We start from the raw sequence: 26,909 nt of genomic DNA, 5'->3' as shown, positions 1-26,909 counted from the left end.
CTCGGCGTCCTTCTAACGCCTTGGATAATGTCACTTCATCCGCATACTCCAAGTCGCCGCCGACCGGCAACCCGTGGGCAATCCGGGTGACACGGATGTCAAAGGGCTTCACAAGACGGGAGATATACATCGCCGTCGCTTCCCCTTCAATGTTCGGGTTAGTTGCCAAGATAAGCTCCTTCACTCGTTCATCACTTAAGCGATTCAGCAGCTCCTTCAGCCGGATATCATCCGGACCCAGGCCTTCCATCGGCGAGATTGCCCCTTGCAGCACATGATAGTAGCCATCAAACTCCTTCGTCCGCTCCATGGCGACCAGGTCCTTAGATTCCTGCACAACGCAAATCACGGAAGCGTCCCGCGTCTTATCCTGACAAATCCGGCACGGATCCGTATCCGTGATGTTACAGCAGATAGAGCAGTAATGAAGGTTCCGCTTCACGCTGACCAGCGCTTTAGCGAAATCAATGACATCATCTTCCTTCATGTTCAGCACATGAAAGGCCAATCTGGCTGCCGTCTTCGGCCCAATACCAGGCAAATGAGTAAAAGCATCGATCAGCTTCGCGATCGGTTCGGGATAATACAATGGGGCCTTCTCCTTCAGTTCCTAGAATTAGAACAGGCCTGGAATTTTGATTCCGCCTGTAAATTTGCCCATATCTTGGTTTGCCAATTCTTCCGCCTTCGTCAAAGCGTCATTCACCGCAGTCAACACCAAGTCTTGCAGCATTTCCACGTCGTCCGGATCTACTGCTTCCGGTTTGATCGTCAGGTTCAGTACTTTTTTGTGACCGTTCACCTGCACGGTAACGACTCCGCCGCCCGCACTGCCTTCTACGGTTTTGTTGGCCAGTTCTTCCTGTGCTTTGAGCATTTGCTCCTGCATTTTTTTCACTTGTTTCATCATTTGATTCATATTGTTCATCTGCTTCACATCTCCTTAATTTGGTCTACATGCACATCATGCAATAATTGGAAAAATATAACCACAATCTGGTGCCTATCCCAAGCCATTCGTTGGGTTATTCCTTGATGACGACCAGATCATCCCCAAACATATTTAGCGCTTCGTCCACCCAAGGTTCCTTCCCGGATCCAGACGCGCCTTCCTCCAGCGGATGCTCCAGCTCGAACGGTTCACCGTCTGACCGTTCGCCCGCACCTTGCAGCGCATCGTTCCAATCCTTCAGCATCATGGTGACCAAGTGATACGGTCTGCCCAGTTGACGCTCCAGGACCGCTTCAATGACTTGTTTATTGGCCGGCTTCTCGGTGGTCTCCCGGTGAATATCATTCTTAAACGCCACCAGCACATTATCCTCCAGAATGGATACAGGCTCTCCGTTCACGAACCACGCATGGACTGTAATTTTAGCATCCTTGACAGCCTGGAGTACTTGATTCCATTTTTGCTGGATGTCAAAGAACTCCGGACTATTGCGGTTGGCTAGATAATGATCCATCCCTGCGGGGATTTTGGCTTTCGAGGCGACGCGCGGCGCAGGGCTTCGCGATGGACGATGGCCTCCAGCCCCCGCTCCCGAGGCGGAACCACCGGCGGCAAGCCCGCCTTGCAACGCTCGCTCCAGCTTCGCCTCCAAGTCTGCAAGCTGGCGCCGCAGTTGTTGGACCTCAGCAGCATCAGCGGATGCTCCGCCTCCCGTTCCAGCACTGCGAGCCCCTGCTGGGTGCTCTTCGGCGCCGTCTTTGCCAAACGTACAGATCTTCAACAGAGCAACCTCAAACAAGGTTTGGGGCTGCACGGCATATTTCATTTCGGTCTGATAGTGGTTCAGCGTATCGATGATTCGGAACAACTGCGATTTGGAGAAGCCCTCGGCAATCTCCGCAAAATCCTGTGGATCCAGCACACGTTCCGTCAACTTGTCCGCTTGCGGCACCATTTTGACCATCAGCAAGTCACGGAAATAGTAAAGCAGGTTCTCCATGCACTTGTCTGCGCTTTTGCCTTCCTGCATGAAGCCGTCAATCATCTGCAGCATCCCGCCGATATCGCCGTCAAGCAGCGTTTTGGCCAGCTCTGCAAACTGCCGGGAGGCGATGCCGCCGGTCATGTCCAGCACCTGCTGATAAGAGACCTTGCGCCCCGAGAAGGAAGCAATTTGATCCAAGATGCTTAACGCATCCCGCATCCCGCCGTCAGACAATCGGGCGATATACTCGATGGCTTCCTTCTCCGCTTCGATGCCCTCTTGCTCGCAGATCATCCGCAGCCGTTCGCTTTGCTCTTCCAGCGATACCCGGCGGAAGTCAAAACGCTGACAACGCGATATCACCGTAGCCGGCAGACGATGCGGTTCAGTGGTTGCCAGAATAAACATCACGTGTGGAGGTGGCTCCTCCAGGGTCTTCAGCAGCGCATTAAACGCTTCCGTCGTTAACATATGGACTTCATCGATAATATAAACCTTCTGCCGCACTTCCGTAGGGGCATATTTCACCTTCTCGCGCAAATCGCGGATTTCTTCAACCCCCCGGTTGGAAGCGGCGTCAATCTCAAGTACATCCATGACAGCACCCGCCGTGATTCTCCGGCACGCATCACACTCGTTGCAGGGTTCTGCCGCGGGTCCTTTTTCGCAGTTGACCGCTTTGGCCAAAATTTTGGCCGCACTGGTCTTCCCGGTTCCGCGCGGACCGCTGAACAGGTAAGCGTGCGACAGCCGCTGTTCACGGATCGCATTCTGCAACGTGCGAATGATATGCTGCTGCCCCACCATGTCTTGAAACGACTGCGGCCGCCAAGCCCGGTACAGCGCAATATGCTCCATTATGCGGCACCTCTTTCTTTCCTTAAACGACGGTTGTCGTTCCCTTATTATACTATAGCCTTTTGGTCTATGTACAAAAAAAACACCCCTGTCCGCAGACAAAGATGTATTCTGATCAAGTATACACCGTGCACCTGTTATCGATCATTGCGATCCGAGCGGCACCTTTACGGCAAGACTCGAGACAGGCTGCCCTCCGGCACAGGCGTAGGACTGCTTATGGCTGCTTCCTTCCGGACCTGACCAGGTTCACAGGTACTCCTTGCGGAGGACCCGTCCGTCAACGTCTGCCGTAAAGACCGGCCTCACATCGGCAAGACCTCTAACAGGACTTCAACCTCGCTATAGCGGATTGCGAGTTACAGGGCACCGCTACCTCCCCATCTAGCACGGTGAAACTAAGTATAGCTCATGCCTGTATAAAATGCAACCGGAGGGAAGAAGTTGGCTTTACGACTTGGCTTATGCCTCGACTATCACTGAGTTGTGCGCGCTCTCTCATGCAACTCTAGTTATATTTTGCTATATTAATAGAATAAGGAAATGGGAAACTAGAAGTGCATGAGAGAGGGGAAACAAATGAAATTAATTGGGAAGCTCTTGCTGGGCATCACCCTGTTAGCCGGAGGCCTGGCCGGGATGCAGTCGCCCCGGGTTGAAGCGGCGTCACCGGTACGGATCCTGCTGGACGGATACCCGCTGAATTTTGCAGGTGAACCCATGATTGTAAACGGCACGACACTGGTTCCGTTCCGCTCCATATCCGAAGCGCTCGGCATCAACGTCACTTGGAACCAAGCTTCCAAAACGATCACCGCGATCAAAGGCACAGGTGCTGAAGCCATTCATGTGCAGTTAACGCTGAACAGCAAAACGGCGAAAGTGAACAACACCTCCGTTCCATTGGCGGTTGCGCCCCGGTCCGTTGGAGGCAATACGCTGATTCCGCTCAGCTTCTTCAGTCAGCAGTTCGGAGCCCAGGTCGGGTGGGACCAAGCTTCGCGGACCGTATCCATCGCCTCCCCGCAGGAACGGATGTACACGCTGGGGTTCTACGCCATCTCCTCCTTCTCGGAAGTCGGGGTGATTCCGAGTCTGGACGCTGTCGCTTTCGGCTGGAGCCGGATCAACGAGAAAGGGGAGTTTACGCAAACGGGCGACGTGTTTAGGCTCCCGCAACCCGCAGGGAACGTGACTGCGGACAGCCTTGTGAGTGACGCTGCCTCCGCACGAACCTTGCCGTATCTGATGGTCTTCGCCAGCGATGGGAAAGGCGAACTGACCCGGATCTTGGAGGATCCAGCCCTGCAGCAGCAGGCGATTACCGATATGGTGAACGCTGCGACAGCGAAGGCGTTTCAAGGAATTATGCTTGATTTCGAAGGACTGGGCTTAACAACAGAAAAGACGGCGACACGCCAGGCTTTCAACAGCTTCGTGAAGGAATTGTCTAAGCAAACCCGAACAGCTGGGTTGAAGCTGTCCCTGGCTCTGCACCCGTTGAACTCGTCCTATAAAGGCTATGATTATAAGACACTGGGGGCTCTGGCAGACGAGATTGTCATCATGGCTTACGATTACTTCCCAGGAAACAATAGCGGCCGGCCGCAGCCCGCAGACAAAGTAGACGAAGCGATCCGCCTTGCTCTTAACGAGACAAGTGCCAGCAAGCTCCTCCTGGGGCTAAATATGGACAGCGAGGATCAAACCAGCGTCAAAACGCTAACCGGGCTGGCCAAGCGCTATGATTTGAAGGGCATCGCTTTATGGCGGCTGGGCCTCATCAAGAGTGAAGAATGGAATAGTCTGAAGGAAACTGTGGAGTTTAAGAAGTAGATATCATCCCAGGCAGGTTGGAGATTTGAGGGCGGACCGCGGTCGGCTATCGTCTTCGACCTGTTTTTTAGTTTGTACACTGCCTCCCGTCCCCGATCGCGACAGCCAACCGGCTGATTTGTACACCGCCTCCCGTCCCCCGACCCCTGATCGCAACAGCGACCCTCTGAAATGCAAAAGTGCAGTTCATTTCGCCAATTTAGTATCATTTTGCCGTTTTAACTGCAAAAGTGTAGTCCATTTCCGCCTATTGTGGCTGAATTCCGCCTTTTCCGCCCTTTCGAACTGCGCTTTTACATTCCACCAAGCAAATCACTCCATGTTCGCTCAAATCAACTGCACTTTTACACTTAGCGACGGGGTATCGAGGGGTGGCAGCATAAGCTTAATTTTGTGTTAGCCGTTAGGCGACCAAGCCCATATTATCCACTCACCAATCAAACGCATCCCAATCCCGTCGTATCACCTCATACATCCGAACCCGGCCCGACTCACCGCTGGAACGCGCCTGTAGCCAGCCCATCTGGCACAACTGCTGTAAATACCGCACCGCGGTCCGATGATTTACGCCAAGCTGCCTCTCTACATCCTTCGGGCGAATGGGTCTGCCTAACTGAACTGCTTGCAGCAACGCTGATTTCAAAGCCAGCCTGGGAAGCTTGTCCGTCTGCCGGGACGACTCAAATCTGCTTAATAGCATGCGAAGTAGCATGATGCAAACTTCCGGCTGCCGTTCCACATCGTCATAGGACAGGGAAACAACCCGATACCCCAACGCTTGCAGAAAAACCTCCCGGTTCAACTCCCGGCTATACATCGTACGATCCATATCGCGAACATGCGGTCCAAAGCCTTTCACCTCAATAATGAGCTTCACGGCCCCCGTTAGCCAAGCAAAATCTGCAAAATACGGCCGCCCCCGCCAATCGACGATTTCGTATTCCGGATGCAGGTTGTCCAAATTCCCCCGCAAAGGCCACCATACATTGCGCAAAAACAGCTGCTCTCCATGCCCATGTCCCCGTTCCAATCGGTCTTTCCGTTCACCCGAACGGCGTTTACGATGCGTGTCCAACCACAACCGATGCGCCTGATCGAAGTCCATATGTTCTGTACACCTCCCCTTAATGGGCCCAATCATTACCGCCGAAAAAGAAAAAAACGCCCCCGCCAATCATCAGATTGGCAGAGACGTTCTTCGTCATTTCGCTTGTGCAAGGGTATCTTAGATACCGTATTTCTTTTTGAATCTATCCACACGTCCACCAGCATCCAGGAATTTCTGCTTCCCGGTGAAGAATGGATGGCAGTTGGAGCAAATTTCAACGCGCAGGTCTTGTTTCACGGAACCCGTCTCAAATGTGTTACCGCAAGCGCAAGTTACAGTAGTCACGTAATATTTCGGTTGAATTGCTTCTTTCATCTTCTTTCACCTCTTTCCGCCCTGAGCCTCAGTCGTGCCCAGAGTTATAATGACACATAATCGCATTATAGCACGGGCCCCTCGTTCACGCAATTGCCTGTTTTATCCGCCCACTTTGACACGGGCCAATTCCGCCGGCGGCACATGCGTATACGATCCGATGACCACGTCCGGCAGCTCCTCCTGAAAAATCTCAATCGCCTGCTTCATCCCAAGAATCTCCCCTTTGGCCGTCGGAATCAATTCCAGGTAGCTTTCGGGGTCGATGTTCAGGTTGCGCAGCTGAATCAGTTTCAGATTGGTGCGGCGGGCGAAATCAATCATCGCTTCGATTTCTTCCTCCCGGTCCGTAACTCCAGGGAAAATCAAATAGTTGATCGAGGTATAGACCCCTTGATCCGCTGCATACTTCAACGATTTCTCCACATTCGCGAGCGTATAGCCGCGCGGTTTGTAGTAGGCGTTGTAGTGATCGTCCAACGCGCTGATCGTGCTGACCCGCATTAGATCCAAGCCGGCATCCACGATCCCGCGGATATGATCGGTAAGCCCCGCGTTGGTATTGATATTGATATACCCCATGTCCGTCTGGCGCCGCACCTCGCGAATCGCCTCGATGATCAGCTTAGCCTGCGTGGACGGTTCCCCTTCACAGCCCTGGCCGAAGCTGATAATCGACTCCGGAGTCTTCAGATGCTCTAGCATCACTTCCACCAGTTCTTCGACACGCGGGCGAAAGTTCATCCGCGTCTGCGGCGAAACAAATCCGCTGTCATCCGGTTGCTCGGAAATACAGCCGAAGCATCCCGCATTACAGGAATAGGAGACGGGGACGGCCCCTTCCCAGCGGTTCAAAAACGTATTGGAAGCGGTTAGGCATTCATAACCTAACGCGCAATTCGATAAATGTTCGTACAGCCGATTCTCCGGATAACGGGAGGTGTAGGCTTTCACTTGATTTTTGAGCTCAAGAGGATCACAATTCAGCGGATTCCACTTCTCGGGATCGTCCGACAGGCGCGCTGTCACGTAAAACTGACCGTCCTTCCAAACCACCGCAGAATACCCGAACAAAGGCAGTTTATAATTCTTGTCCGTCTTCACATACCCCGGCAAACAAAGGCGGGTATAGCCTTGCGGAAGCAGAGCGCCGACCGCCTGGACATTCCCGGGGAGCGGCTTCATTTCGCCGGTTTCCGGGTCCATCCCGATCGGCCGGGTGGACGGCAAGCCCACCAATGTCGCCCCTTCAGGAAGCGGAATCAGCTCATCCTCCATAATCTCCACGATCATGTCCGCACTGCGGGCTAAGCCGTACAGCGACGGATGATCATAGACCTGTCCTTGTTCATCTGCATACACTAAGTACATGTTGTTCTCCTCTTTGTATTCATCGTTGGAAGCCAAGCAAGCCCCCCGAGAGATCTCTTTAAACCGTAGTATTTTGCGCGGTGCCAGCGCCCGTAGAAGCCGAACTCGACCGTGAGGAGGTAGAGCCCGACCGTACCGGACGACGCGCCCCGCCGTTGCCGCCACCCGAAGGGTTGTTCCCGGAAACATCAAAAGAAGCCAGGAATTCGGCGTTGGTCTTGCACTCGCGCAGCTTTTTGAGGAAGCCTTCCACAAAGTCGTAAGAGTCGGTCATATTCTTCCGGATCGACCAGATCGTATCCAGCTCTTCTTTGCTCAGGAGCACTTCCTCACGCCGCGTGCCGGAGCGGCGAATGTCGATAGCCGGGAAGATCCGGCGTTCCGCCAATTTCCGATCCAGGTGCAGCTCCATGTTCCCCGTACCCTTAAATTCCTCATAAATAATATCGTCCATCCGCGAACCGGTATCCACCAATGCCGTTGCCAAAATCGTCAAGCTGCCGCCCTCTTCCACATTCCGGGCCGAGCCGAAGAACCGCTTCGGACGATGGAACGCAGCCGGATCGATCCCCCCGCTGAGCGTACGTCCCGACGGCGGAACCACCAAGTTATAGGCACGGGCAAGACGCGTAATGCTATCAAGCAAAATCACAACGTCCTTCTTGTGCTCCACTAGCCGTAAAGCGCGCTGCAGCACAAGCTCCGCCACCTTGATATGGTTCTCCGGCAGCTCGTCAAACGTAGAAGCGATCACTTCGCCTTTGACCGAACGCTGCATATCGGTAACCTCTTCCGGACGTTCGTCGATCAACAATACGAATAACTCAATGTCGGGATTGTTGGTGGAGATGCTGTTGGCGATTTCCTTCAGCAGCAAAGTCTTCCCTGCTTTAGGCGGCGCCACGATCAAACCACGTTGGCCGAGTCCGACCGGGGCAAGCAAATCCATAATGCGGGTGGATAAATGATTTGGGGAAGTTTCGAGCACCAATTTGGTCTGCGGATAGAGTGGAGTCAGCGCTGGAAAATGCAGACGTTCCGCCGCAATGGCCGGGTTCTCGCCGTTGACGGCGTTGACTTGCAGGAGGCCGAAATACCTCTCATTTTCCTTCGGTGTACGGCACTTCCCGGAGACCAGATCCCCGGTGCGCAGATCAAATTTGCGGATTTGCGATGCGGAAATGTAAATATCCTCCGTGCTGGGCAGATAATTGATCGGTCTGAGGAAACCGTACCCTTCCGGTAAAATCTCGAGCACGCCTTCCATAAACATCAGACCGCTTTGTTCAGCCTGTGCCCTTAAAATAGCAAAAATCAATTCTTTCTTCTTTAATTGGCCGTAATAAGGGATCTGATATTGCTTCGCCAGCTTGTACAGCTCGGTAAGCTTCATCCCTTCCAGATCGGCGATTTGAAGATCCATATTAAAATAACCACCTATTCAATTTTATTGAAAACTATGAAGTATCGCGTAATGATAGACTTATTCGCCTATTATGCCCTATCCTTGGCAACTTATGCGCGAAAACGGAAAGTTATTCTTCCATCTCCCGCCAAACATCTGCACCCAATGCGCGTAAGTTCGGCACCAGATGGTCATACCCCCGGTCAATCAATTCTACGCCAAAGACCTCTGTCGTGCCCTCCGGCACCGTGAGTCCAGCTACGACTAGCGCTGCCCCGGCACGCAAATCAGCCGCTTTCACCTTCGCCGCATTCAGCGGTCCGCCTTCGATAATGGCAGAACGGCCTTCGACGCGGATTTTCGCGCCCATCCGAACCAGCTCCGGCACGTGCTTAAACCGATTGCTGTAGACAAAATCGCTCAGCACGCTGACCCCTTTTGCCTGCGTCAACAAACTGGTCATCGGCGATTGAATATCTGTCGGAAACCCAGGGTAGACTAATGCCTTGACATCAACATGATGGTATTCTGGTTGTCCGATCACCCGAATGCTTTCGTCCATCTCTTCCACATGAGCGCCCATTTCCAGCAGCTTGGCGGTCAACGCCTCTAAATGTTTAGGAATCACGCCGTCGATCAAGACATCGCCCCGGGTTGCCGCAGCAGCAATCATGTAAGTTCCAGCTTGAATCCGATCGGGAATGATAGAATGGCGGCAGCCTTTCAGTTCCGTAACGCCTTCAATTCGGATCGTCTCCGTACCGGCCCCTTTAATTACTGCTCCCATGGAGTTTAACAAAGTGGCCACATCTATAATTTCAGGCTCTTTCGCCGCATTTTCGATAATTGTAGCGCCTTTGGCTCTCGTGGCCGCCAGCATAATGTTAATTGTTGCTCCAACGCTGCTGACATCCAGGTATACCTTCGCCCCGCGCAGCTCCTTCGCATGCAAGTGAATCGCGCCGTGTTCATTCGTCACGGTCGCCCCTAAAGCTTCAAACCCTTTGATATGCTGATCAATTGGACGAGGTTCAAAGTTACATCCCCCCGGCAAGCCGATGGTCGCTTCTTTGAAACGTCCTAACAAGGCCCCCATCATATAATAGGAAGCCCGCAGCTTCTTTACCGGCCCGTTGGGCATCGGAATGGAACGAATATGGGTGGGATCGATACGCATTTGATTGCCTTCCCACAAGACGCGGGCACCCAGCTCCTCCAAAATCTCCGAGTATACCGCCACGTCACTTAAAATCGGCAAGTTATCCAGAACCACCTCGGATTCTGCCAAGATCGCAGCTGGAATCAACGCTATCGCGCTGTTTTTGGCGCCGCTGATCGAAACGCTTCCGCGCAGCGGACGTCCGCCACGAATCATTAATTTCTCCATAAGTCCAGGATCCCCCTACGTATTTGCGTCGGTACACAAGCCCATGATTTTTAGCGACAGAAATGGAAAGACACCGTCTAGGCGGTGTGCTCTCCAAGTCACCTTATTCAGCTGAACGGTCCAATCCCTTGTCCGTCCTAAAGCTTGCGCCGCAACCCACCTAAGACGGGAGTACGGCGCAAACGCTTGATGTTGATCCTTAAGCTTTGTTGTTGGAGCCGAATTCACGGATTTTTCCAACAACCGTGGCTTTGATCGCGTCACGGCCAGGAACGATGTATTTACGAGGATCGTATACATCAGGTTTCGCAGCCAATACTTCGCGAACGGCCTTCGTGAACGCAATTTGGTTCTCCGTATTTACGTTAATTTTGGAAGTACCGAGCGAGATCGCTTTAGCAATATCATGCGTCGGAATGCCTGTCCCACCGTGAAGAACGAGCGGAATTTTAACAGCATCGCGGATTTCTTCCATTTCTTTAAAGCCAAGGTTTGGTTCACCTTTGTAAGGACCATGAACGGAACCCAACGCAGGAGCCAGCGTATCGATGCCAGTTTCGTTAACGATACGGACGCACTCGTCCAGTTTAGCGTATTGAATACCGCCAACAACGTCATCTTCTTGACCGCCGACAGTACCTACTTCAGCTTCAACGGAAACGCCTTTGGCATGTGCGTATTCAACAACTTTCTTCGTCATGGCAATGTTCTCATCAATTGGATGATGGGAGCCGTCGATCATAACGGAAGTAAAGCCAGCGTCAATCGCTTCTTTACATTTATCAAAGCTCGAACCATGGTCGAGGTGAATCGCAACAGGTACAGTGATTTTCATGTCATGCAGCAAGCCTTCCACCATTTTAACAACGGTGTAGAAACCGCCCATGTGACGGGCAGCGCCTTCGGAAACACCCAGAATGACCGGGGATTTCTCTTCTTCTGCTGCAGCCAGAATGGCTTGTGTCCATTCCAGGTTATTGATGTTGTACTGGCCTACGGCATATTTGCCGGCAAGGGCCTTGTTCAACATGTCAGTCATCGATACTAATGGCATGGGTTTCAATCCTCCTAAGGATGTGGGATATTATCTTTTTAGCCGACATTCACACACTTTTTTATTATACCACAACCTTGCAAAAATACTATTCATGCTTTCCTTTCATTTGTGAACGCCTTGTGTTGTACTTACGAAAATACCTTCACCGCAAAACCCGCAACTGTAAATTTGATACTAATTCTAATGGGAAGAATGGATATAAAAAGTATTTCCGTTATCGATTTAAAAAATATCTTTAATAAAGGATGTTTTGTTCAATTTCCCCATACACAAAAAGACCTTAATTCGTAGAGAACCGTGAATTAAGGCCCAAATTTTTCCGTTATAGAGTTACCCTGCAAATATTTTATCTTCTTTAATTGGGGCAGGGCGTTCTTTTATCTCAACATTCTCTATGCTTAAAAACTGAAACGGTAATGACTCAAAATACTTATATTCCTCTATTTTCTCGGTATCTTTCTTCCATTCCCCCTGAGCGTCCTTAAGATAAATTTCTCTTTTTACAGGCAATCCTGTTAGCTCATCGATATAAACAATCTCTTTTTGATCGGTCTGTTCCGATGTTACCTGTTGCAAAGATCTCCCATCTTCCTTCAAAGTTTGTGTCATATTCCATTTTTTCAACTTCAGTTCTTCCTTTTGTTTTTCTAACAATGAAATTTTTAGAATCCGTTCATTTTCCGCAGCAATATTTTTGGGCAGTAACCATGTGGTTCCCACGAGTTTACCTGTTTCATGATCTCTCCCAATAGAAGTAACTCTTTTTCCACCTTCAGAAACAATATTTTTATTTTGAAGCTGTCCATTAAGATATGTTTCACTTACTTCCACCAATTTAATTTTATCACGAACATGAACCGTATAATCTTCTGCTGAAGTTGAAACTTTAATATATTCGACTTTTCCAGAAATTGATTTATCAGCCGCCTCAATTACTTGGCTCTGGGCGCTCACCGATCCATCTTTATTACTGAACAAAGCGGCTGCACCTAAGAATAATAACCCGAGTAATATGGTTGACCCCAATTTAATATATTTGTTCACTTTAGTCCCTCCCGTTAGCTTTACATCCATGACAGTTGTGTGCTTTTCCGTACCTGAAAATAAAAAAGAACCCCCCAAGATCCGATTGGAAAGCACACCGTAATCCTCAGGAGGTTTATTATTCAAAATATCTTTTGATTTAAAGTACATTTCCGCTTTTAAGCTGCAAGTTAACTGCTGCGCGCATTTCATCAATGTCAAAGGGTTTCGTAAAATGCATCAGAGCCCCAAGGTCCGTCGCTTCCTTGATCATGTCGAGCTCGCCGTAAGCGGTCATCATGATGACCTTGATCTCTGGATTGACCTCCTTGATATGCTTAAGGATTTCCAAACCGTCCATGCCCGGGATTTTCATGTCGAGAAGCACTAAATCCGGCGAGTCGCTGCGGACGATTTCCAATGCCATCTTACCGTTGGCTGCCTGAAACGTTTTATACCCTTCGCTGCTAAACACTTCCATCAATAAAATGCGGATACCGTTCTGATCGTCGACGATTAACACTTTCTTCTCTTCCACCGAAAAGCCCTCCCACAAGTCCACCATGTAATCCTGGTCATAAGTAAATACTTCGCTCCCGATTTGCAAAACCCTTCTCCACTGGAAAAAAGAGCCTTAAAAAATCAGTTAACCCAAAATTACAGGTGGCTTGAAATTGGGACTTGCGGTCAATTTGCTTAGGACAAGTGTGCGATCGAAGCTTTCACGAACTCGCGGAACAACGGCTGCGGACGGTTCGGACGGGAGGTAAATTCCGGATGGAACTGCACCGCCAGGAACCAAGGATGATCCGGAAGCTCGACGATTTCCACCAGGCGTCCGTCCGGTGATGTCCCGGAAATGCGCAGGCCAACGCGCTCCAACGTCTCACGGTACGCATTGTTGAACTCATACCGGTGGCGATGGCGCTCGTAGATCAATTCGTCGTTATAACATTGCATCGCAAGCGATCCTGGTGCCAGCTTACAAGGGTACAACCCAAGTCTCATCGTACCGCCCAGATCCTCGATATCCTTCTGCTCCGGCAGCAGGTCGATCACCGGATACTCGGTGGCAGGGTTGATCTCCGAGCTGTTCGCGCCTTGAAGTCCGGCAAGCGAACGAGCGTATTCGATCACTGCGACCTGCATCCCCAAGCAGATACCGAAGAACGGAATCCGTTTCTCACGGGCATATTTGATCGTCGTAATTTTGCCTTCGATGCCGCGATCGCCGAAACCGCCCGGGACAAGAATCCCGCCGACGCCTTGCAGCAGCTCATCCACGTTCTCGTCCGTTACTTCTTCTGCATTTACCCAGCGAATCTTCACATCCGCATTCGCATCAAAACCAGCGTGAGACAACGACTCCACCACACTGAGATAGGCGTCATGCAGCGCTACATATTTCCCGACGATGGCGATTTCCACCGTCTTCTCCAGCTTGTTGATGCGGTCAACGAGGCCTTCCCACTCACGCATATCCGGAGCCGGCGTCGTCAGCTTCAGATGGTTAACGACGATTTCGTCCAGCCCTTCATCGCGCAGGTTTAGCGGTACTTCGTACAGCGTGTTGGCATCCCGGCACTCCACTACCGCGCTTGGATCTACATCGCAGAACTGTGCGATTTTCGCTTTGATATCGTCCGACAGCTCATGCTCCGTACGGCAGACGATCACGTTCGGCTGAATCCCGATGCTGCGCAGCTCCTTGACGCTGTGTTGCGTTGGCTTGGTTTTAACTTCGCCAGCCGCTTTGATATATGGAATGAGCGTCACGTGAATATACATCACGTTCTCGCGTCCGATGTCGCTTTTGATTTGACGAATCGCTTCCAGGAACGGCAAGCTCTCGATGTCACCGACGGTTCCCCCGATCTCGGTGATTACAACGTCAGATCCCGCTTCCCGCCCGGCGCGGAAGACACGCTCTTTAATTTCGTTCGTAATGTGCGGGATGACCTGAACCGTACCGCCCAGATACTCGCCCCGGCGTTCTTTGCCGATAACGGAGGAATAGATTTTCCCTGTCGTCACATTGCTGTTCTTAGAAAGATTGATATCGATAAAACGTTCATAATGGCCCAGATCCAAGTCAGTCTCGGCGCCATCGTCCGTGACGAACACTTCCCCGTGCTGATACGGGCTCATCGTGCCCGGATCGACGTTAATATAAGGATCGAATTTCTGGATCGTTACCTTTAATCCCCTGTTCTTCAACAGCCTTCCCAGCGAAGCCGCCGTAATGCCCTTCCCCAGTGAGGATACGACCCCGCCTGTCACGAAAATGTATTTTGCCACAGCCAAAAACCTCCTAAAGTAGTACGTGTTCACAAACCAATCGGATCCCAGAAATTCAGGTAACTTAGATCATTAGCGTAACCTATTATCCGGTAAAACATAGCCAAAAAGGCATAAAAAAATAAAAAGTGACACCCGAATTGGTCGGGGCACTTTTTAATAAATTCACATTTTATATAGGTTTGAATCATAAGCCCATGCAATAGTTTACCCGTTACCCTAGTCCGTGTCAAGTCAAGGCGGAGCGCATCTATGAACAAAATAAGGCATGAAAAAGGACGGCCTTTGCCGTCCTTTATAAGGAAATCGCGAGGCCCCTGCCCCGAGGCCGATTAATCCTCGTCGCTGTCGTCGAAATCCGCATCGGTGTCCAGATCTTCGTCCTCTTCGACAAGGTCGTCCTCGTCTTCAAGTTCCTCGTCAGGAAGCAACTCATCGTCATCAACATCTTCCACGTCGTCATCGTCATCATCCGGGAACAACTCGTCTTCGGAATCCCCGTCGAGCACATCGTAATCCTCTTCGTCGTCGGATACGTATGTATCGTCCTCTTCCACAAATTCGTCGTCTTCCAGATCGTCGTCATCATCGTTAATGATGCGCGGACGCTTGGAGTTGCCAACCGGATCCTCCGACCGCTCGATCGGATACCAGCGTTTCAGGCCCCACAGGTTGGTGCCAACGCAGGCAAACCGACCATCAATGTTGATCTCCGTATAAAGCTGCGCAATCGCCTCGTTAATTTGCTCCTCGGTCATGCCGCGAAGCTTGGCGACCTCATTCATCAAGTCACGGTAGTAATACGGCGTATTTGCCGCCTTCAAGATCATAAAGGCCAAGTCGACCATAGGAATTTCCTGGATTTTCTCCGGGTCGATTTTCAAATTCAGCGGGGTACTCACGTTACGGACACTTCCTCTCACGCAAAAGTTCACTATAAAGCAATGATGCAACCTTATCGTTAGAGCCGGTTTCTTTCACTAACATATCCATATCACACAATAGTAAAACCTATTTGGCACCAAATTGCAAGTTTTAAAAACACACCAAAGCCCCGCCGGAAAAAGGGAAGGAGCGGAGAACCCCTAGTCCCCCGCTCCTTGACTGTATCCTTCCCCAAAAGAAGGCCTTGCCCTCTCTTGGGTTGGCGAAAGCCGCAAGGCCTTCCCTTCATCCTATGTCCAGATTTGCACTTTGACACGCCGGATTCGCGCGAAAAACAGCAATCCGGGCCCATTTCCATCAAAACAGGGCCGCTTCCCCATTCAATGAAAAAAGGAACGTCATACTATACTGCAACACGCTTCGTAGGAGGGGCTACTCATACATGGACTACTCCGGATTCCTCAGGTTTTTGAACGATCATGTCGACGCCTCCGGAAAAAGCGGTCGCATCATTATCCGCTTTGCGCACCCGGCCGAATTCGCCGAATGCGTCCGCCAATTGCTTAAGCACAAGCGCCAGCATCCCGCGTTGCGGCACATCCGCACATCCTCGCTGCTGCAGGCGCTGATCTGTCCCCTCGGTTTACGCGGGGAAGTGGCCCGCTCCCGCTTCGGCCTGTGGGTCGAAGAAGACAGCCTCGTCAGCGTCCATAGCCCAGCCCCGGCCAACAAGGGGCAAACTCCTTCAATCCCTTGGGGGGTACGGCGAATCGGCGCCCCGGAAACCTGGTCCGTGTCCACAGGCTACAGGGTCCGTATCGGCGTGATTGATACGGGAGCCGATTTCAACCATCCGGATCTTCGCCATTCTTTGGCCCGGGGGATTAATCTCTTGAATCGGATCAGCTTACCATACGACGATAACGGACACGGCACGCATATCGCCGGAACCATCGCGGCCTCCGGCGGATCTCAAGGGATGATGGGCGTGGCCCCGCGTTCTTTGATTTTTCCGGTGAAGGCGTTTGATCATAATGGTTCCGCCTTCGTTTCTGACATCATTTTGGGCATCGACTGGTGCGTACGCAACCGGATGCACATCGTAAATATGAGCTTTGGCATGAAGAGCAACAGTGCCTCACTGCAAAATATTATCCGCAAAGCCTATAACGCAGGCATCGTCGTTGTCGCGTCCTCGGGGAACGACAAAAAGGGCCGCGGCGGCGATTACCCGGCCCGCTACCCGCAAACGATCTCTGTAGGCGCGACCGGCAAGGATGGCAAAATCGCCTCCTTCAGCAACTACGGTCCCAATATCGATATTTACGCCCCCGGCGAAAAAATCAGCTCAGCCTGGCTGGGCGGCGGTTACCGCGAAATGAGCGGCACCTCCATGGCGACTTCCCACGTCAGCGGCGCCGTGGCCTTGCTGCTGGCTATGAAGCCGGACATGAAGCCGAGCGAGGTCAAGCGCCGCCTACGCCGTACCGCCAAACGGCTGTCCAGCACAGCGGCCAGGGCCAAAGGCGGCGGCGCCGGCGAACTGAGCGCGGTACGCCTGCTGCGCACCAAATCGGGGCGCAGCAGAAGCTAACGCCCGCCGCCTGCTGCCTTTGCGGACTTATCTAATCGCAATGTGCCTGCTCCGTGCTGTGCTGGGATACAGCAGTTCAACACGAAGCAGGCACACTGAATCTTTTTATAAGCGGTATAGGTCTCTTTGGAGCACCTTTTGCACGATTATCCCTTTTGGTCAGTCGTCTACGGTTGATATCCGCATCAAGCCTTCATCTGATCCATCGGAATCATGGAGGATTCAAAGAGCATTAGCGTCTGATTAAGCGGGATAATCATGCAAAGAGCCTCCCAACTAGATATAACTCGCGCAACAGCTTCCGTTAATTACATCTTTTCTGGCGCGGACACGCCGATCAAACGAAGCACGTTGGCAAGTACCGTGCGCACCCCGCCGAGCAGCACCAGCCGTGCCGCCGCTTGTTCTGCGTCTTCTGTAATTACGCGCTCCGCCCGGTAATAGCTGTGGAACAGCGCCGCCAGTTCATAGACATAGCGGACCAGTCGGTGCGGCGCATAGTTCTCAGCGGCCACGTTAATTTCTTCCGGCAGCTCGCCGAGCTTCCGCAGCAGATCGTATTCATGCTCAGCCGTCAGCTTGCTGAGATTTACATTCTCTGCCGCCGGAATCTGGATGCCTTGCTCCTCCGCCTGGCGGAAGATGCTGCAAATCCGGGCATGTGCATATTGCACGTAGTAAACCGGGTTTTCGTTCGAGGTGGAAATCGCCAGGTCCATATCGAAATCCAGATGCGAATCCATGCTGCGCATCGTGAAGAAGTAACGAATCGGGTCTACCCCAACCTCATCCATCAAATCCACCATAGTGACCGCTTTACCGGTCCGTTTGGACATTTTCACCTTCTCGCCGTCTTGGAACAGGCTGACCATTTGTGCAATCAATACGGTCAGCTTCTCCGGATCTTTACCGATCGCCTGCATTGCTGCCTTCACCCGAGGAATATAGCCGTGGTGGTCAGCTCCCCAGATATTGATGATCCGGTCAAAGCCGCGGTCATATTTATTGCGGTGGTAAGCGATGTCCGGCGTCAAATAAGTATAGGTCCCGTCATTTTTCACCAATACGCGGTCCTTGTCATCTCCGTAAGCCGTCGTCTTCAACCAGGTTGCTCCGTCTTGCTCATACGTCTGCCCCTTTTCGCGCAGCTCGGACAGCGATGCTTCTACTTGGCCATCCTGATACAGGGACGTTTCGCTAAACCAAACGTCGAAGCGAACCCGGAAGCGTTCCAGGTCGCGCTGAATTTTGGACAGCTCCTTCTCCAGTCCGAATTTGCGCAGGAACGCCGTCCGTTCTTCTTCCGGCATCCCCAGCAGCTTGTCCCCCTGTTCGGCGACGAGCTCTTTGGCGAACCCTTTGATGTCTTCGCCATGGTATCCGTCTTCCGGCATCTCTACGTCTTGTCCAAGCTCCTGGCGGTAGCGGGCCTCAATGGATTTGATCAGATTGACGATCTGGTTCCCAGCGTCATTGATATAGTATTCGCGCGTTACGTCATAACCGACGAAATCCAGCACGTTGCACAACGCATCGCCTACCGCCGCGCCGCGGGCATGTCCGAGGTGCAAACTGCCAGTCGGGTTGGCGCTGACGAATTCGACCTGCACTTTTTTTCCATTCCCTAATGTCGTGCGGCCGTAGTTCTCACCCTCGCGGTATACCTGCAGCAGAATCGGATACAAATAACTCTTGCTTAACGTAAAATTGATAAACCCGGGACCAGCAACCTCCGCCTTCTCAATCCCAGCCTTCCCATAGTCCAGCTGCCCGAGAATCTCTTCCGCGATTTGGCGCGGATTCTTCTTCGCGATCCGCGACAGCTGCATCGCCGCATTGGTCGCGAAATCACCGTGCGCCTTATCCTTCGGCACTTCTAAGACGATCGCCGGAATTTCCTCCCGCTGCGCCAGACCAGCGGATACGATCGCATCCAGGATCGCTTCCTTCAGCGCCTGGTTCATTTGTTCCAACGGATTGTGTGGCATTTAAACGTCCTCCTGTATATATAGACTGAGTTCAAAACGTCCTGATAGTTCCTCAAACACGTATAAATCGTATTCCCAGATCACCTGACCAACCGCCCCGTCCCATCGGGATTCCAGCTTTACGGTGTCGGTAGACAGGTTAAACCGGGTAAAGGGCGAGCGGTAAAACCCTGGTATCCGGCTGCCGCTGCGGAAGGTTTGCTCGGCCTCTACGCCTCCGTGGCGTATGATTTTCAGCTCGTTGCCAGATAGTTTAATCATCGTGCGCGTCTTGGCACCATCCGGCCCCGGATCTGGTTCTTCATAGCGGATGTATAAGGTGTCGCTCCGGCGGATAATATCTCCCCGCAGGTGCTGCACCGTTTCTTCCGTTCCCTGTCGGCTCGTCAGCACAAGGCTTACCGGCTTGGTCTCCGGCATAGGTCAAAACTCCTTCCGACATCGATCCTTACTGTACTACTATAGCCAGTTCGCCCCGGCAATTCAATACATATGCGGTACAACGCCCCCTTTAGGCAAAAAAAGGAGCCGTTGCTGCAGCGGCTCCTTCTCTCCCGTCAAGGCCTGATGTGGCCTACAAAGGTTGACTTAATGCGAGGTATTTAACTTTGCCATCCATAAAATATACATGAAACCGGAAATAATCCCCGACTTTATAGCTCCAGCGGCTCTCCAGCTTCAGCGCCTTCGTCCCTAGCTTCTTCGTAACGTCATCCGTGCTGATCCCCGTCTTCACGCCGGCCGCGCACTGGTGATCCGGCCGGGTAAAAACGATCATCCGATTCAACTCCAACACCCCGTCCTTAAATAAACGGGCTTCTTTCACCTGGCCAGTGCCGTCGTCATAGAAAGGCTTGGCCCAAACGATCTCCTCAGGCGGAGACTCGGCCAATCGCTGCTCCCAGCCGTCGAAGTCGAGCCCATCGACCTGCGCGGCCTCCCCGTCCAGCGGAGCGGCAGGAGCCGCATCCGGATCAACCGAGGTTTCCTTCTCTTGCTCAACCCTTGCTTGCTCCAGCAGTGCGTCCAACGAAGCCAACTCCTCCCGCTCACGGAACAGCCCTTGCATCAACAGCAGCACCCGGTCGTCAGCGTAGTAATATTTCCCTTGATACTCAAAAGCATTGCTGGTTAAATCATAGGTCAGCTCATAGTGCGTGTCCGCCAGCTTAAACTGCAGAACAATCGGCTTCCGGGAAGCCGCCGGCATCGGACCCGCAAGCGCACTCTTCATATCTGTATAACGCAGCGATTCCAACAAGACGAATTGCCGTTCCGCAGGAATACGGGCGTTCTTGCCGTTTCCCCCGGCAGTAATCGCGAGGACCTCCTCTTCCTTAAAGGGAAGATGGTCCAACAAATACGGCGAATCAGCGGCAATGTCGTTGTTCGCAACGTCTGAAGCTTCTCCTGTAACCGCCGTCGGAGCTTGCACCGGCGTTTCCGTTGAACCGCCGGAAGGTGCATCAGGGCGACCGTAAAAGAGCCAGCCCGCCACCATAACCACAATAATCATCGTCAGGCCCGCAAGCATGCTTCGGGCCGGGTTATTCCTTCTGATAAGAATCCCGCCTTGTCCCATGTGAAAGTAGTGATATAAATCATACTATCACACTTTAAACAGGCCATTTATAGTCCGAACGACGTATTTTACTTTACAAGGTCTTCAACGAATTTAGGAAGCACAAATGCGGCCTTGTGGAGGCGCGGCGTATAATATTTGGTGTCCAGCTCGGGGATCTTCGTCTCGTCCACCTGCAATGGATCATAAACCTTGCTGCCCATCGTGAACGTCCACAGCCCGCTTGGGTATGTCGGAATGTTGGCGCCGTATACGCGAACGATCGGGAATATCTCTTTGACGTCTTTGTTCACCTTTTGGATCAAATCCGCTTTGAACCAAGGGTTATCGGTCTGGGCTACGAAGATGCCATCGTCTTTTAACGCTTCATAGATGCCTTGATAAAATCCACGCTCGAACAAAGGCGCCGCCGGCCCCACCGGTTCGGTAGAATCGACCATGATGACGTCGTATTGATTTTTGCTTTCAATAATATGCATGTAGCCGTCAGCGACCTGTACGTCCACCCGCGGATTGTCCAGCCCCCCGGCAATTTCCGGCAAATATTTCTTGGAATATTCAATGACCTTGCCGTCAATCTCGACCAACACGGCCTGCCCCACTTCAGGATGCTTGATCACCTCGCGAATGACCCCGCCGTCCCCGCCGCCAACGACGAGCACCCGCTTCGGATTCGGATGGGTGAACAACGCCGGATGCGCCATCATTTCGTGATATACGAATTCATCCTTGATGGTTGTCATAACCATGCCGTCCAAGACGAGCATCCGGCCAAATTCCTCCGTATCTAACATCGCCAAGTCCTGATACTCCGTTTTTTCCGTAACCAGCGTTTCGCGTATTTTTGCCGTGATCCCAAAAACCGGGGTTTGCTTCTCCGTAAACCATAATTCCATGCTATCAACCTTCTTTCCTATGATCATGATTCGCGCATGTCAGCTCAAACATCATTTCCTATATTGTACCAAACGAAAAAATAATAACACATCTCCCGAAATAACAGCGCAGGCACGGCTTCTGGCGTGAATGATCTCTCCCAAACTTTCCCATACTAAACTTTAGACGTTCGCAGCACGGATTTGCTATAGGATCGGAAAGGAGAGTCCCCTCGTGCAGAAACTCGTTCGCAGTGATCGACATCATCATAAACGTAAACCTCGCCGTCCGTGGCTTCTGCTGTTCAAGCTGATGGTCGGCACGGGTTTACTTGGCCTATGCGCTGTCGGCATCCTGCTCCTCTACTTGTCCCAAGCCGAGCTGCCCCTCGCCGGATCGGACCGGAACTCGCAGCTAATCAACAGCCGGGGAGAGACGATCGCGGTGTTTTCCGATGGCGGGAAGAACCGGGAAAGCGTGGATCTGCAAGACATCTCACCTTGGCTGATCAAAGCGACGCTAGCGACCGAAGACCGGCAGTTTTACAACCATTTTGGCTTTGATTTGAAAGGGATGGCCCGGGCAGCCCTGGTGAATCTCAAGGAAATGGGCACTGTCCAAGGAGCGAGCACCTTAACCCAGCAACTGGCGCGGAATTTGTATCTATCGCATGAACGGACCTGGTCACGGAAAATCAAGGAAGCGATGTACACCGCTCAGTTGGAGATGAAATACTCCAAAGACGACATTTTGCGCATGTACCTCAACGAAATTTATTACGGACACGGCGCGTATGGAATTGAAGCCGCGGCCCAGATGTATTTCGGAAAACCAGCTAAGGATCTGAGCCTGGCCGAAAGCGCGATGTTAGCCGGGGTCCCGAAAGGCCCCACCTATTATTCGCCGTTTAATCATATGAAGAACGCCAAGGATCGCCAGCGTACCGTGCTGTCGGCGATGGTCGCCACGGGTGGGATCACACAGCAGGAAGCCGATGAGGCTTATGAAGCCATCCTGAACTTCCAATCGCCGAAGCAGCCAAGTCCCACCGATAAAGCTCCTTATTTCCGCGATTATATTCGCAATGTGGTGGTCGGCGAGCTTGGCTTCGACGAGACGCTGCTTGAGCATGGCGGGCTGAACATCTACACGACGCTGGATCCGGATGCCCAGCAGGCAGCGGAAGCGGCGGTGGCTTCGGAGCTGGCAAACTCGCCGGATCTGGAGGCCGCTCTCATCTCCATCGATCCACGCAACGGCTACATCAAAGCGATGGTTGGCGGCGTCAATTACAAGAAAAGTCAATACAACCATGTCTTCGCCACAACGCGGCAGCCCGGCTCCAGCTTTAAGCCCATTATGTATCTCACAGCACTCTCTTCGAGAAAAATGACCAGTGCCAGCAAATTTAGCAGTCAACCGACACTGTTCCATTATGACGACAACCGCAAAACGTACAGTCCGAAAAACTTCGGCGACAAATATCTGGGCGAAATCGATATGCGGCAAGCGATTGCAGCTTCAGACAATATCTATGCGGTCAATACGATTTTGACGGTGGGGGCCGAGCAGGTCATCGAAATGGGGCGGAAAATGGGCATCACCAGCCCGCTGCAAGCCGTTCCTTCTCTTGCACTGGGCACGTCGCCGGTCAGCCCGTTCGAAATGGCCACGGCGTTTGCGGTGATCAGCAACCAGGGCCGCAGCGTCAAACCGGTGGCAGTGCTGAAGATTACCGATGCCAGCGGGCGCGTGTTATACGAGGCCAAACCGGCCAAAAGCGAGCAGGTCGTGGAGGCTTCCGCCGCCTACGTGCTGACGCATTTGATGGAGAGCGTGTTTGAAACCGGAGGTACGGGCAACCGCGTCTCCAACGAAATCAAACGGCCGGTCGCCGGCAAAACCGGGACGACCAGCACGGACGCCTGGCTCGTCGGCTTTACGCCGGAGCTGTCGACGGCCGTTTGGGTCGGTTATGACAAGGGCAAGACGCTTGGCACCACGGAGTCGCGCAAAGCCGCGCCGATCTTCGCCAAATACACGGAGAAAGCGTTGGAAAAAGTACCTCCGAAGATCTTCCCAATCCCTGACGGGGTGGTCAGCGTATACATCGATCCGGAAACGGGTCTGCTCGCCACGAAGGATTGCCCGGACAAGAAGCTGGAAGTGTTCATTGAGGGAACGGAGCCAACGGAGTACTGCACTGCACACGGGGAAGGCGAAGCCGAGCCGGTGCCGCCTCCAGCCGAGGAGCAGAAGAAAGAAAGTCACTCCTGGTGGGAAGATCTGAAGCGCTGGTGGATGGATTAGCGCGGCAGGAGTTGGACAACGCATGAAAAAGTTTTTACGATATAAGGAAGCAATCCATAGTTAAAAAATGTTCAAGGAGACTTCCTTATCGATGGACCCTATCTTGAAACTAATCAAACCGGGGGCGCCGTTGCCCCCGGCTTTTTATCGATTGACGGCCCTGGAGGCCGCCCCCCGTCTGCTCGGACAGACGCTTGTCCGCCGTACGGAAGAAGGCGACATTCGCTGCCGCATTGTGGAGACGGAAAGCTACGGCGGCATTCATGACAAAGGCAGTCATGCCTACGGAGGACGACGTACAGCGCGGACGGACATCATGTTTGGCCCCGGCGGAACGGCCTACGTCTATCTGATTTACGGCATGTATAACTGCCTGAACGTCGTAACTGGCACGGAGGGTGACCCGCAAGCCGTGCTGATCCGTGCCGTCGAGCCCTTGTCCCCGGCAGATGAAGCGGCGATGCGCCGCTATCGCGGTACGGCCGCCCGCAAGCCGGCGGACCTATCGGGCGGTCCCGGCAAGCTGTGCCGCGCGCTGGACATCAGCAAAGCGCTGAACGGCTTGCCGCTCGATCAGCCCGGCGGACCGCTTTGGCTCGAAGGCGGGTCGATGTCGGAGGGATCGGGAGCCGGTGAGGCGATCGTCCAGGCGCCACGCATCGGCATCGCGTATGCGGAGGAGTATGCGGCGAAGCCGTGGCGGTTTTATTTTCACGGCAACCCCTATGTGTCGGTCATCGACAAGCAGGCCGAGGTTTGGTCAGGAGACGCTATCGCTACCGACACCTAGGTCGTCCGTCCGATCCTTTTTGACCATTATCCCGTTGCATCAGGAAGAGACGAAGCGGTTTGGCTGCTTGTTTGCGATGCCCGGATGTTCGCTTCGATGAAGTCAGCGATCGCCTTAATATAGTCCGCCTCACTCACGATGCAGCCCTCCTCACTTTGGGATCGATTGATATAGGTCCGCACTCGTTCCTATTTTAAAGTCCGCTCACTCCGCTCAATTACAAGGTCTCTTTAGAAGGTCTCCTCAGAAGGTTACCTTCTAAGCTCTCCTTCCCCGATCCCCTTCTGAACAAAAGGGATAATCCCGTAAAGAGGCGCGAAAAGAACCATATAGGGGCAGAAAAGCCCCTGAACTCGTTGCCGTAACATTCAAAAGAATCTTTGAATATTCTATAAGATCGCTTATACTTAAACTATATCATTCAAACGCTGATTTGAATAAAGGAGGTCGACGATCCATGGCCGATTCGGTAGAGACCGCAGATGTGTGCGAGCAGACCTGCACCGAAACCACCCGCATGAACGGGCTCCGGGATAGTCTGGAGGAGCGGGACGTGAACGGAATGGTCCAGATTTTTAAGGCATTATCCGATCCGAACCGGGTGAAGATCGCTTATTATTTGCAGCACCAGGAGCTATGCGTCTGCGATATCGCCGATTTACTCGACGTCTCCGTGGCGACGGCTTCCCATCACCTGCGCCAGCTGAAGGCACTCCATATCGCCAAATCGCGCAAAGAAGGCAAGAACGTCTACTATTCGTTAAGCGACCATCATATTCAGACGCTGGTGGCCATGACGCTGGAGCATCAGAAGGAGCGGATGAACGAATGAATCCGACTGTGGAAAAAAATCAAACGCCCGGTGAGAACCGTCGCATAGAGTATCGTGTTCAAGGGTTGTCCTGCGCGAATTGTGCCAGGGAGATGCAGGAGGAAATCCAGCGCCTGGATCACGGGAAGGATGCCTCTCTTCTATATAATAGCGGGCGCCTGCTCATCGATCCCGCTGTGGATTTGAAGCAGGTGGAGCGGATTTTGAAAAGGGACGGAGCAACCTTAGTCTTACCGGGTCCCAGCTCCGCTGACGGAACGGCGGCTGCGGCTGCCTCGGAAGCAGTCTCCCAGAAGGCCACAGAACCTGGAAACAACAGTGAACCGCAAGAACATGAAAGCCGCCTGGGACTATGGCTGCTGGTGATTTCCGCCGTGATCTACGGGGGGACGTTTGTGCTCGACATGCCAAATGCCGTACAGATTGCATGTTACCTGGCTGCCATTGTTCTCAGCGGGTACACCACGTTCCTGCGCGGTTTGCGTAACCTGCTCCGATTGAAATTCAACATGGATACGCTCATGACCGTAGCCTTAACCGGTGCGGTGATCATCGGGGAATGGAAAGAGGCGACGCTGGTCGCGATATTGTTTGGTCTGAACGAGCTGCTGGAGGGCTATGGCATGAGCCGCGCCCGCCGCTCGCTGTCAGCGCTGCTGGATGCCGCTCCAAAGGAAGCGATCGTTGTTCAGGATGGACGGGAATCGATCGTCCCGATCGCGCGGCTGAAAGCAAACGATATCGTTCTCGTCCGAGCCGGGGAAAAGATCCCTTCGGACGGCACGGTCCTGGAAGGGACGAGCGCCGTCAACGAAGCAGCCATTACCGGCGAATCGATTCCGGTCACGAAACAGCCCGGAATGCCGGTATTCGGCGGCAGCATCAATTCCGAAGGTCTGCTTCAAGTCCGGATCGATAAACCATACGAAGACTCATCCCTGGCCAAAATCATGCATCTTGTGCAGGAGGCGCAGGATAAGAAGACGCCAACCGAACTGTTTATTGATCGGTTCGCCAAGTGGTATACGCCGGCCATCATGATTCTGGCGGCGCTTGTGGTGCTGGCTCCGCCGCTGCTGTTCGGGCAGCCGTGGATGAAATGGATCTATGAAGGCTTAGCCATCCTGATCGTTGGCTGCCCTTGCGCCCTTGTGCTATCCTCGCCGATCCCGTTGGTCAGCGGGATGACCCGATGTGCGCGGCTCGGCGTGCTCGTCAAGGGCGGCGTGCATCTGGAGCAGCTCGGGAAGTTGGACGCGATCGCGTTCGATAAGACCGGCACCCTGACGAAGGGGCAACCGGAGGTGCAGCGCGAGATCGCGTATGTGCCGCAGCGGTTTTACTCGGTAGCCGCCGCTCTGGAGCGCGGCTCCCTGCACCCGCTGGCCGCTGCGGTGGTGCGCTACGTTGCCGCCCGCGCCGGCGGCAACAGTGACGATCGCGGCGACGTGGCCTGC

22 protein-coding genes, 1 other RNA gene and 1 pseudogene are annotated in these 26,909 nt (G+C 52.9%); 6 read left to right on the top strand and 18 right to left on the bottom strand.

All coding sequences use genetic code 11. The annotated features are described in order from the left end of the window. The 4 genes from recR to ffs form a co-directional block, all read right to left on the bottom strand. Window positions 1-589: recombination mediator RecR (gene recR, locus POTG_RS20880; RefSeq protein WP_036646524.1), on the bottom strand; the 589-nt coding region annotated here is incomplete at its 3' end. A 27-nt stretch (window positions 590-616) separates the two neighbouring features. Beyond that, window positions 617-928, bottom strand: a complete 312-nt coding sequence (locus POTG_RS20875; protein WP_009226830.1) for a YbaB/EbfC family nucleoid-associated protein — start codon at window positions 926-928, stop codon at window positions 617-619. Window positions 929-1,025: 97 nt separating this feature from the next. Beyond that, the gene (gene dnaX, locus POTG_RS20870; protein WP_009226829.1) at window positions 1,026-2,795 is read right to left on the bottom strand and encodes a DNA polymerase III subunit gamma/tau; all 1,770 of its coding nucleotides are present in this window, start codon (window positions 2,793-2,795) and stop codon (window positions 1,026-1,028) included. Between the two features lie 126 nt (window positions 2,796-2,921). Beyond that, an RNA gene (ffs, locus tag POTG_RS23380) (signal recognition particle sRNA large type) lies at window positions 2,922-3,188 on the bottom strand. A gap of 186 nt (window positions 3,189-3,374) precedes the next feature. Here ffs and POTG_RS20865 point away from each other — a divergent pair. Continuing rightward, a complete protein-coding gene (locus POTG_RS20865; RefSeq protein WP_036646522.1) occupies window positions 3,375-4,631 on the top strand; it encodes a stalk domain-containing protein in 1,257 nt (418 codons plus the stop codon). A gap of 430 nt (window positions 4,632-5,061) precedes the next feature. Here POTG_RS20865 and POTG_RS20860 read toward each other — a convergent pair whose 3' ends face one another. The 10 genes from POTG_RS20860 to rpoE all read right to left on the bottom strand — a co-directional run bounded on the left by POTG_RS20860 (window position 5,062) and on the right by rpoE (window position 15,497). Continuing rightward, entirely contained in the window at window positions 5,062-5,736 is a 675-nt protein-coding gene (locus POTG_RS20860; RefSeq protein WP_009226827.1) for a hypothetical protein, read from the bottom strand. Between the two features lie 120 nt (window positions 5,737-5,856). Next, window positions 5,857-6,054: a 50S ribosomal protein L31 gene (gene rpmE, locus POTG_RS20855; protein WP_009226826.1), complete on the bottom strand. Its 198-nt coding sequence runs from the start codon at window positions 6,052-6,054 to the stop codon at window positions 5,857-5,859. A gap of 102 nt (window positions 6,055-6,156) precedes the next feature. Next, window positions 6,157-7,425: a radical SAM protein gene (locus tag POTG_RS20850; protein ID WP_036646527.1), complete on the bottom strand. Its 1,269-nt coding sequence runs from the start codon at window positions 7,423-7,425 to the stop codon at window positions 6,157-6,159. 58 nt (window positions 7,426-7,483) lie between these two features. After that, entirely contained in the window at window positions 7,484-8,848 is a 1,365-nt protein-coding gene (gene rho / locus POTG_RS20845; protein ID WP_009226824.1) for a transcription termination factor Rho, read from the bottom strand. Between the two features lie 112 nt (window positions 8,849-8,960). Then, the gene (locus POTG_RS20840) at window positions 8,961-10,217 is read right to left on the bottom strand and encodes a UDP-N-acetylglucosamine 1-carboxyvinyltransferase (protein ID WP_009226823.1); all 1,257 of its coding nucleotides are present in this window, start codon (window positions 10,215-10,217) and stop codon (window positions 8,961-8,963) included. Between the two features lie 199 nt (window positions 10,218-10,416). Beyond that, complete coding sequence (gene fba / locus POTG_RS20835) at window positions 10,417-11,271, bottom strand: class II fructose-1,6-bisphosphate aldolase (protein WP_009226822.1); 855 nt, start codon at window positions 11,269-11,271, stop codon at window positions 10,417-10,419. Window positions 11,272-11,604: 333 nt separating this feature from the next. Then, window positions 11,605-12,318, bottom strand: coding sequence for a hypothetical protein (locus POTG_RS20830; protein ID WP_036646520.1), 714 nt, complete (start codon window positions 12,316-12,318; stop codon window positions 11,605-11,607). Window positions 12,319-12,457: 139 nt separating this feature from the next. Next, window positions 12,458-12,862 carry a response regulator gene (locus POTG_RS20825; RefSeq protein ID WP_036626312.1) on the bottom strand — a complete coding sequence of 135 codons (405 nt, stop codon included), beginning with the start codon at window positions 12,860-12,862 and terminating at the stop codon, window positions 12,458-12,460. A gap of 131 nt (window positions 12,863-12,993) precedes the next feature. Beyond that, the gene (locus tag POTG_RS20820) at window positions 12,994-14,595 is read right to left on the bottom strand and encodes a CTP synthase (protein WP_009226819.1); all 1,602 of its coding nucleotides are present in this window, start codon (window positions 14,593-14,595) and stop codon (window positions 12,994-12,996) included. Between the two features lie 332 nt (window positions 14,596-14,927). Further along, a complete protein-coding gene (gene rpoE / locus POTG_RS20815) occupies window positions 14,928-15,497 on the bottom strand; it encodes a DNA-directed RNA polymerase subunit delta (RefSeq protein ID WP_009226818.1) in 570 nt (189 codons plus the stop codon). Window positions 15,498-15,922: 425 nt separating this feature from the next. Here rpoE and POTG_RS20810 point away from each other — a divergent pair, with 425 nt between their 5' ends. After that, the gene (locus tag POTG_RS20810) at window positions 15,923-17,074 is read left to right on the top strand and encodes a S8 family peptidase (RefSeq protein ID WP_009226817.1); all 1,152 of its coding nucleotides are present in this window, start codon (window positions 15,923-15,925) and stop codon (window positions 17,072-17,074) included. Between the two features lie 308 nt (window positions 17,075-17,382). Here POTG_RS20810 and argS read toward each other — a convergent pair whose 3' ends face one another. The 4 genes from argS to speE all read right to left on the bottom strand — a co-directional run bounded on the left by argS (window position 17,383) and on the right by speE (window position 21,540). Next, window positions 17,383-19,062 (bottom strand): arginine--tRNA ligase, encoded by a 1,680-nt coding sequence (argS, locus tag POTG_RS20805; protein ID WP_009226816.1) that lies wholly within the window; start codon window positions 19,060-19,062, stop codon window positions 17,383-17,385. Further along, window positions 19,063-19,482 carry a DUF1934 domain-containing protein gene (locus tag POTG_RS20800; protein WP_009226815.1) on the bottom strand — a complete coding sequence of 140 codons (420 nt, stop codon included), beginning with the start codon at window positions 19,480-19,482 and terminating at the stop codon, window positions 19,063-19,065. A gap of 154 nt (window positions 19,483-19,636) precedes the next feature. Continuing rightward, entirely contained in the window at window positions 19,637-20,578 is a 942-nt protein-coding gene (locus POTG_RS20795) for a hypothetical protein (RefSeq protein WP_157273538.1), read from the bottom strand. Window positions 20,579-20,712: 134 nt separating this feature from the next. Beyond that, window positions 20,713-21,540 carry a polyamine aminopropyltransferase gene (gene speE, locus POTG_RS20790; protein ID WP_036646517.1) on the bottom strand — a complete coding sequence of 276 codons (828 nt, stop codon included), beginning with the start codon at window positions 21,538-21,540 and terminating at the stop codon, window positions 20,713-20,715. 214 nt (window positions 21,541-21,754) lie between these two features. On the opposite strand from speE, the gene POTG_RS20785 reads away from it, so the two are divergent. The 4 genes and pseudogenes from POTG_RS20785 to POTG_RS20770 form a co-directional block, all read left to right on the top strand. After that, window positions 21,755-23,830: a transglycosylase domain-containing protein gene (locus POTG_RS20785; protein ID WP_009226812.1), complete on the top strand. Its 2,076-nt coding sequence runs from the start codon at window positions 21,755-21,757 to the stop codon at window positions 23,828-23,830. Window positions 23,831-23,921: 91 nt separating this feature from the next. Next, window positions 23,922-24,620: a DNA-3-methyladenine glycosylase gene (locus POTG_RS20780; protein WP_009226811.1), complete on the top strand. Its 699-nt coding sequence runs from the start codon at window positions 23,922-23,924 to the stop codon at window positions 24,618-24,620. A 457-nt stretch (window positions 24,621-25,077) separates the two neighbouring features. Then, window positions 25,078-25,452 (top strand): ArsR/SmtB family transcription factor, encoded by a 375-nt coding sequence (locus POTG_RS20775; RefSeq protein ID WP_009226810.1) that lies wholly within the window; start codon window positions 25,078-25,080, stop codon window positions 25,450-25,452. Further along, window positions 25,449-26,909, top strand: a pseudogene (locus tag POTG_RS20770) (heavy metal translocating P-type ATPase); the annotation flags it as partial. The gene POTG_RS20775 and the pseudogene POTG_RS20770, both read left to right, overlap by 4 nt.

The organism is Paenibacillus sp. oral taxon 786 str. D14 (assembly GCF_000159955.1).
GTDB classification, from domain to species: Bacteria; Bacillota; Bacilli; order Paenibacillales; family Paenibacillaceae; genus Fontibacillus; species Fontibacillus phoenicis.
This window is presented reverse-complemented; position numbering and strand designations above follow the sequence as displayed.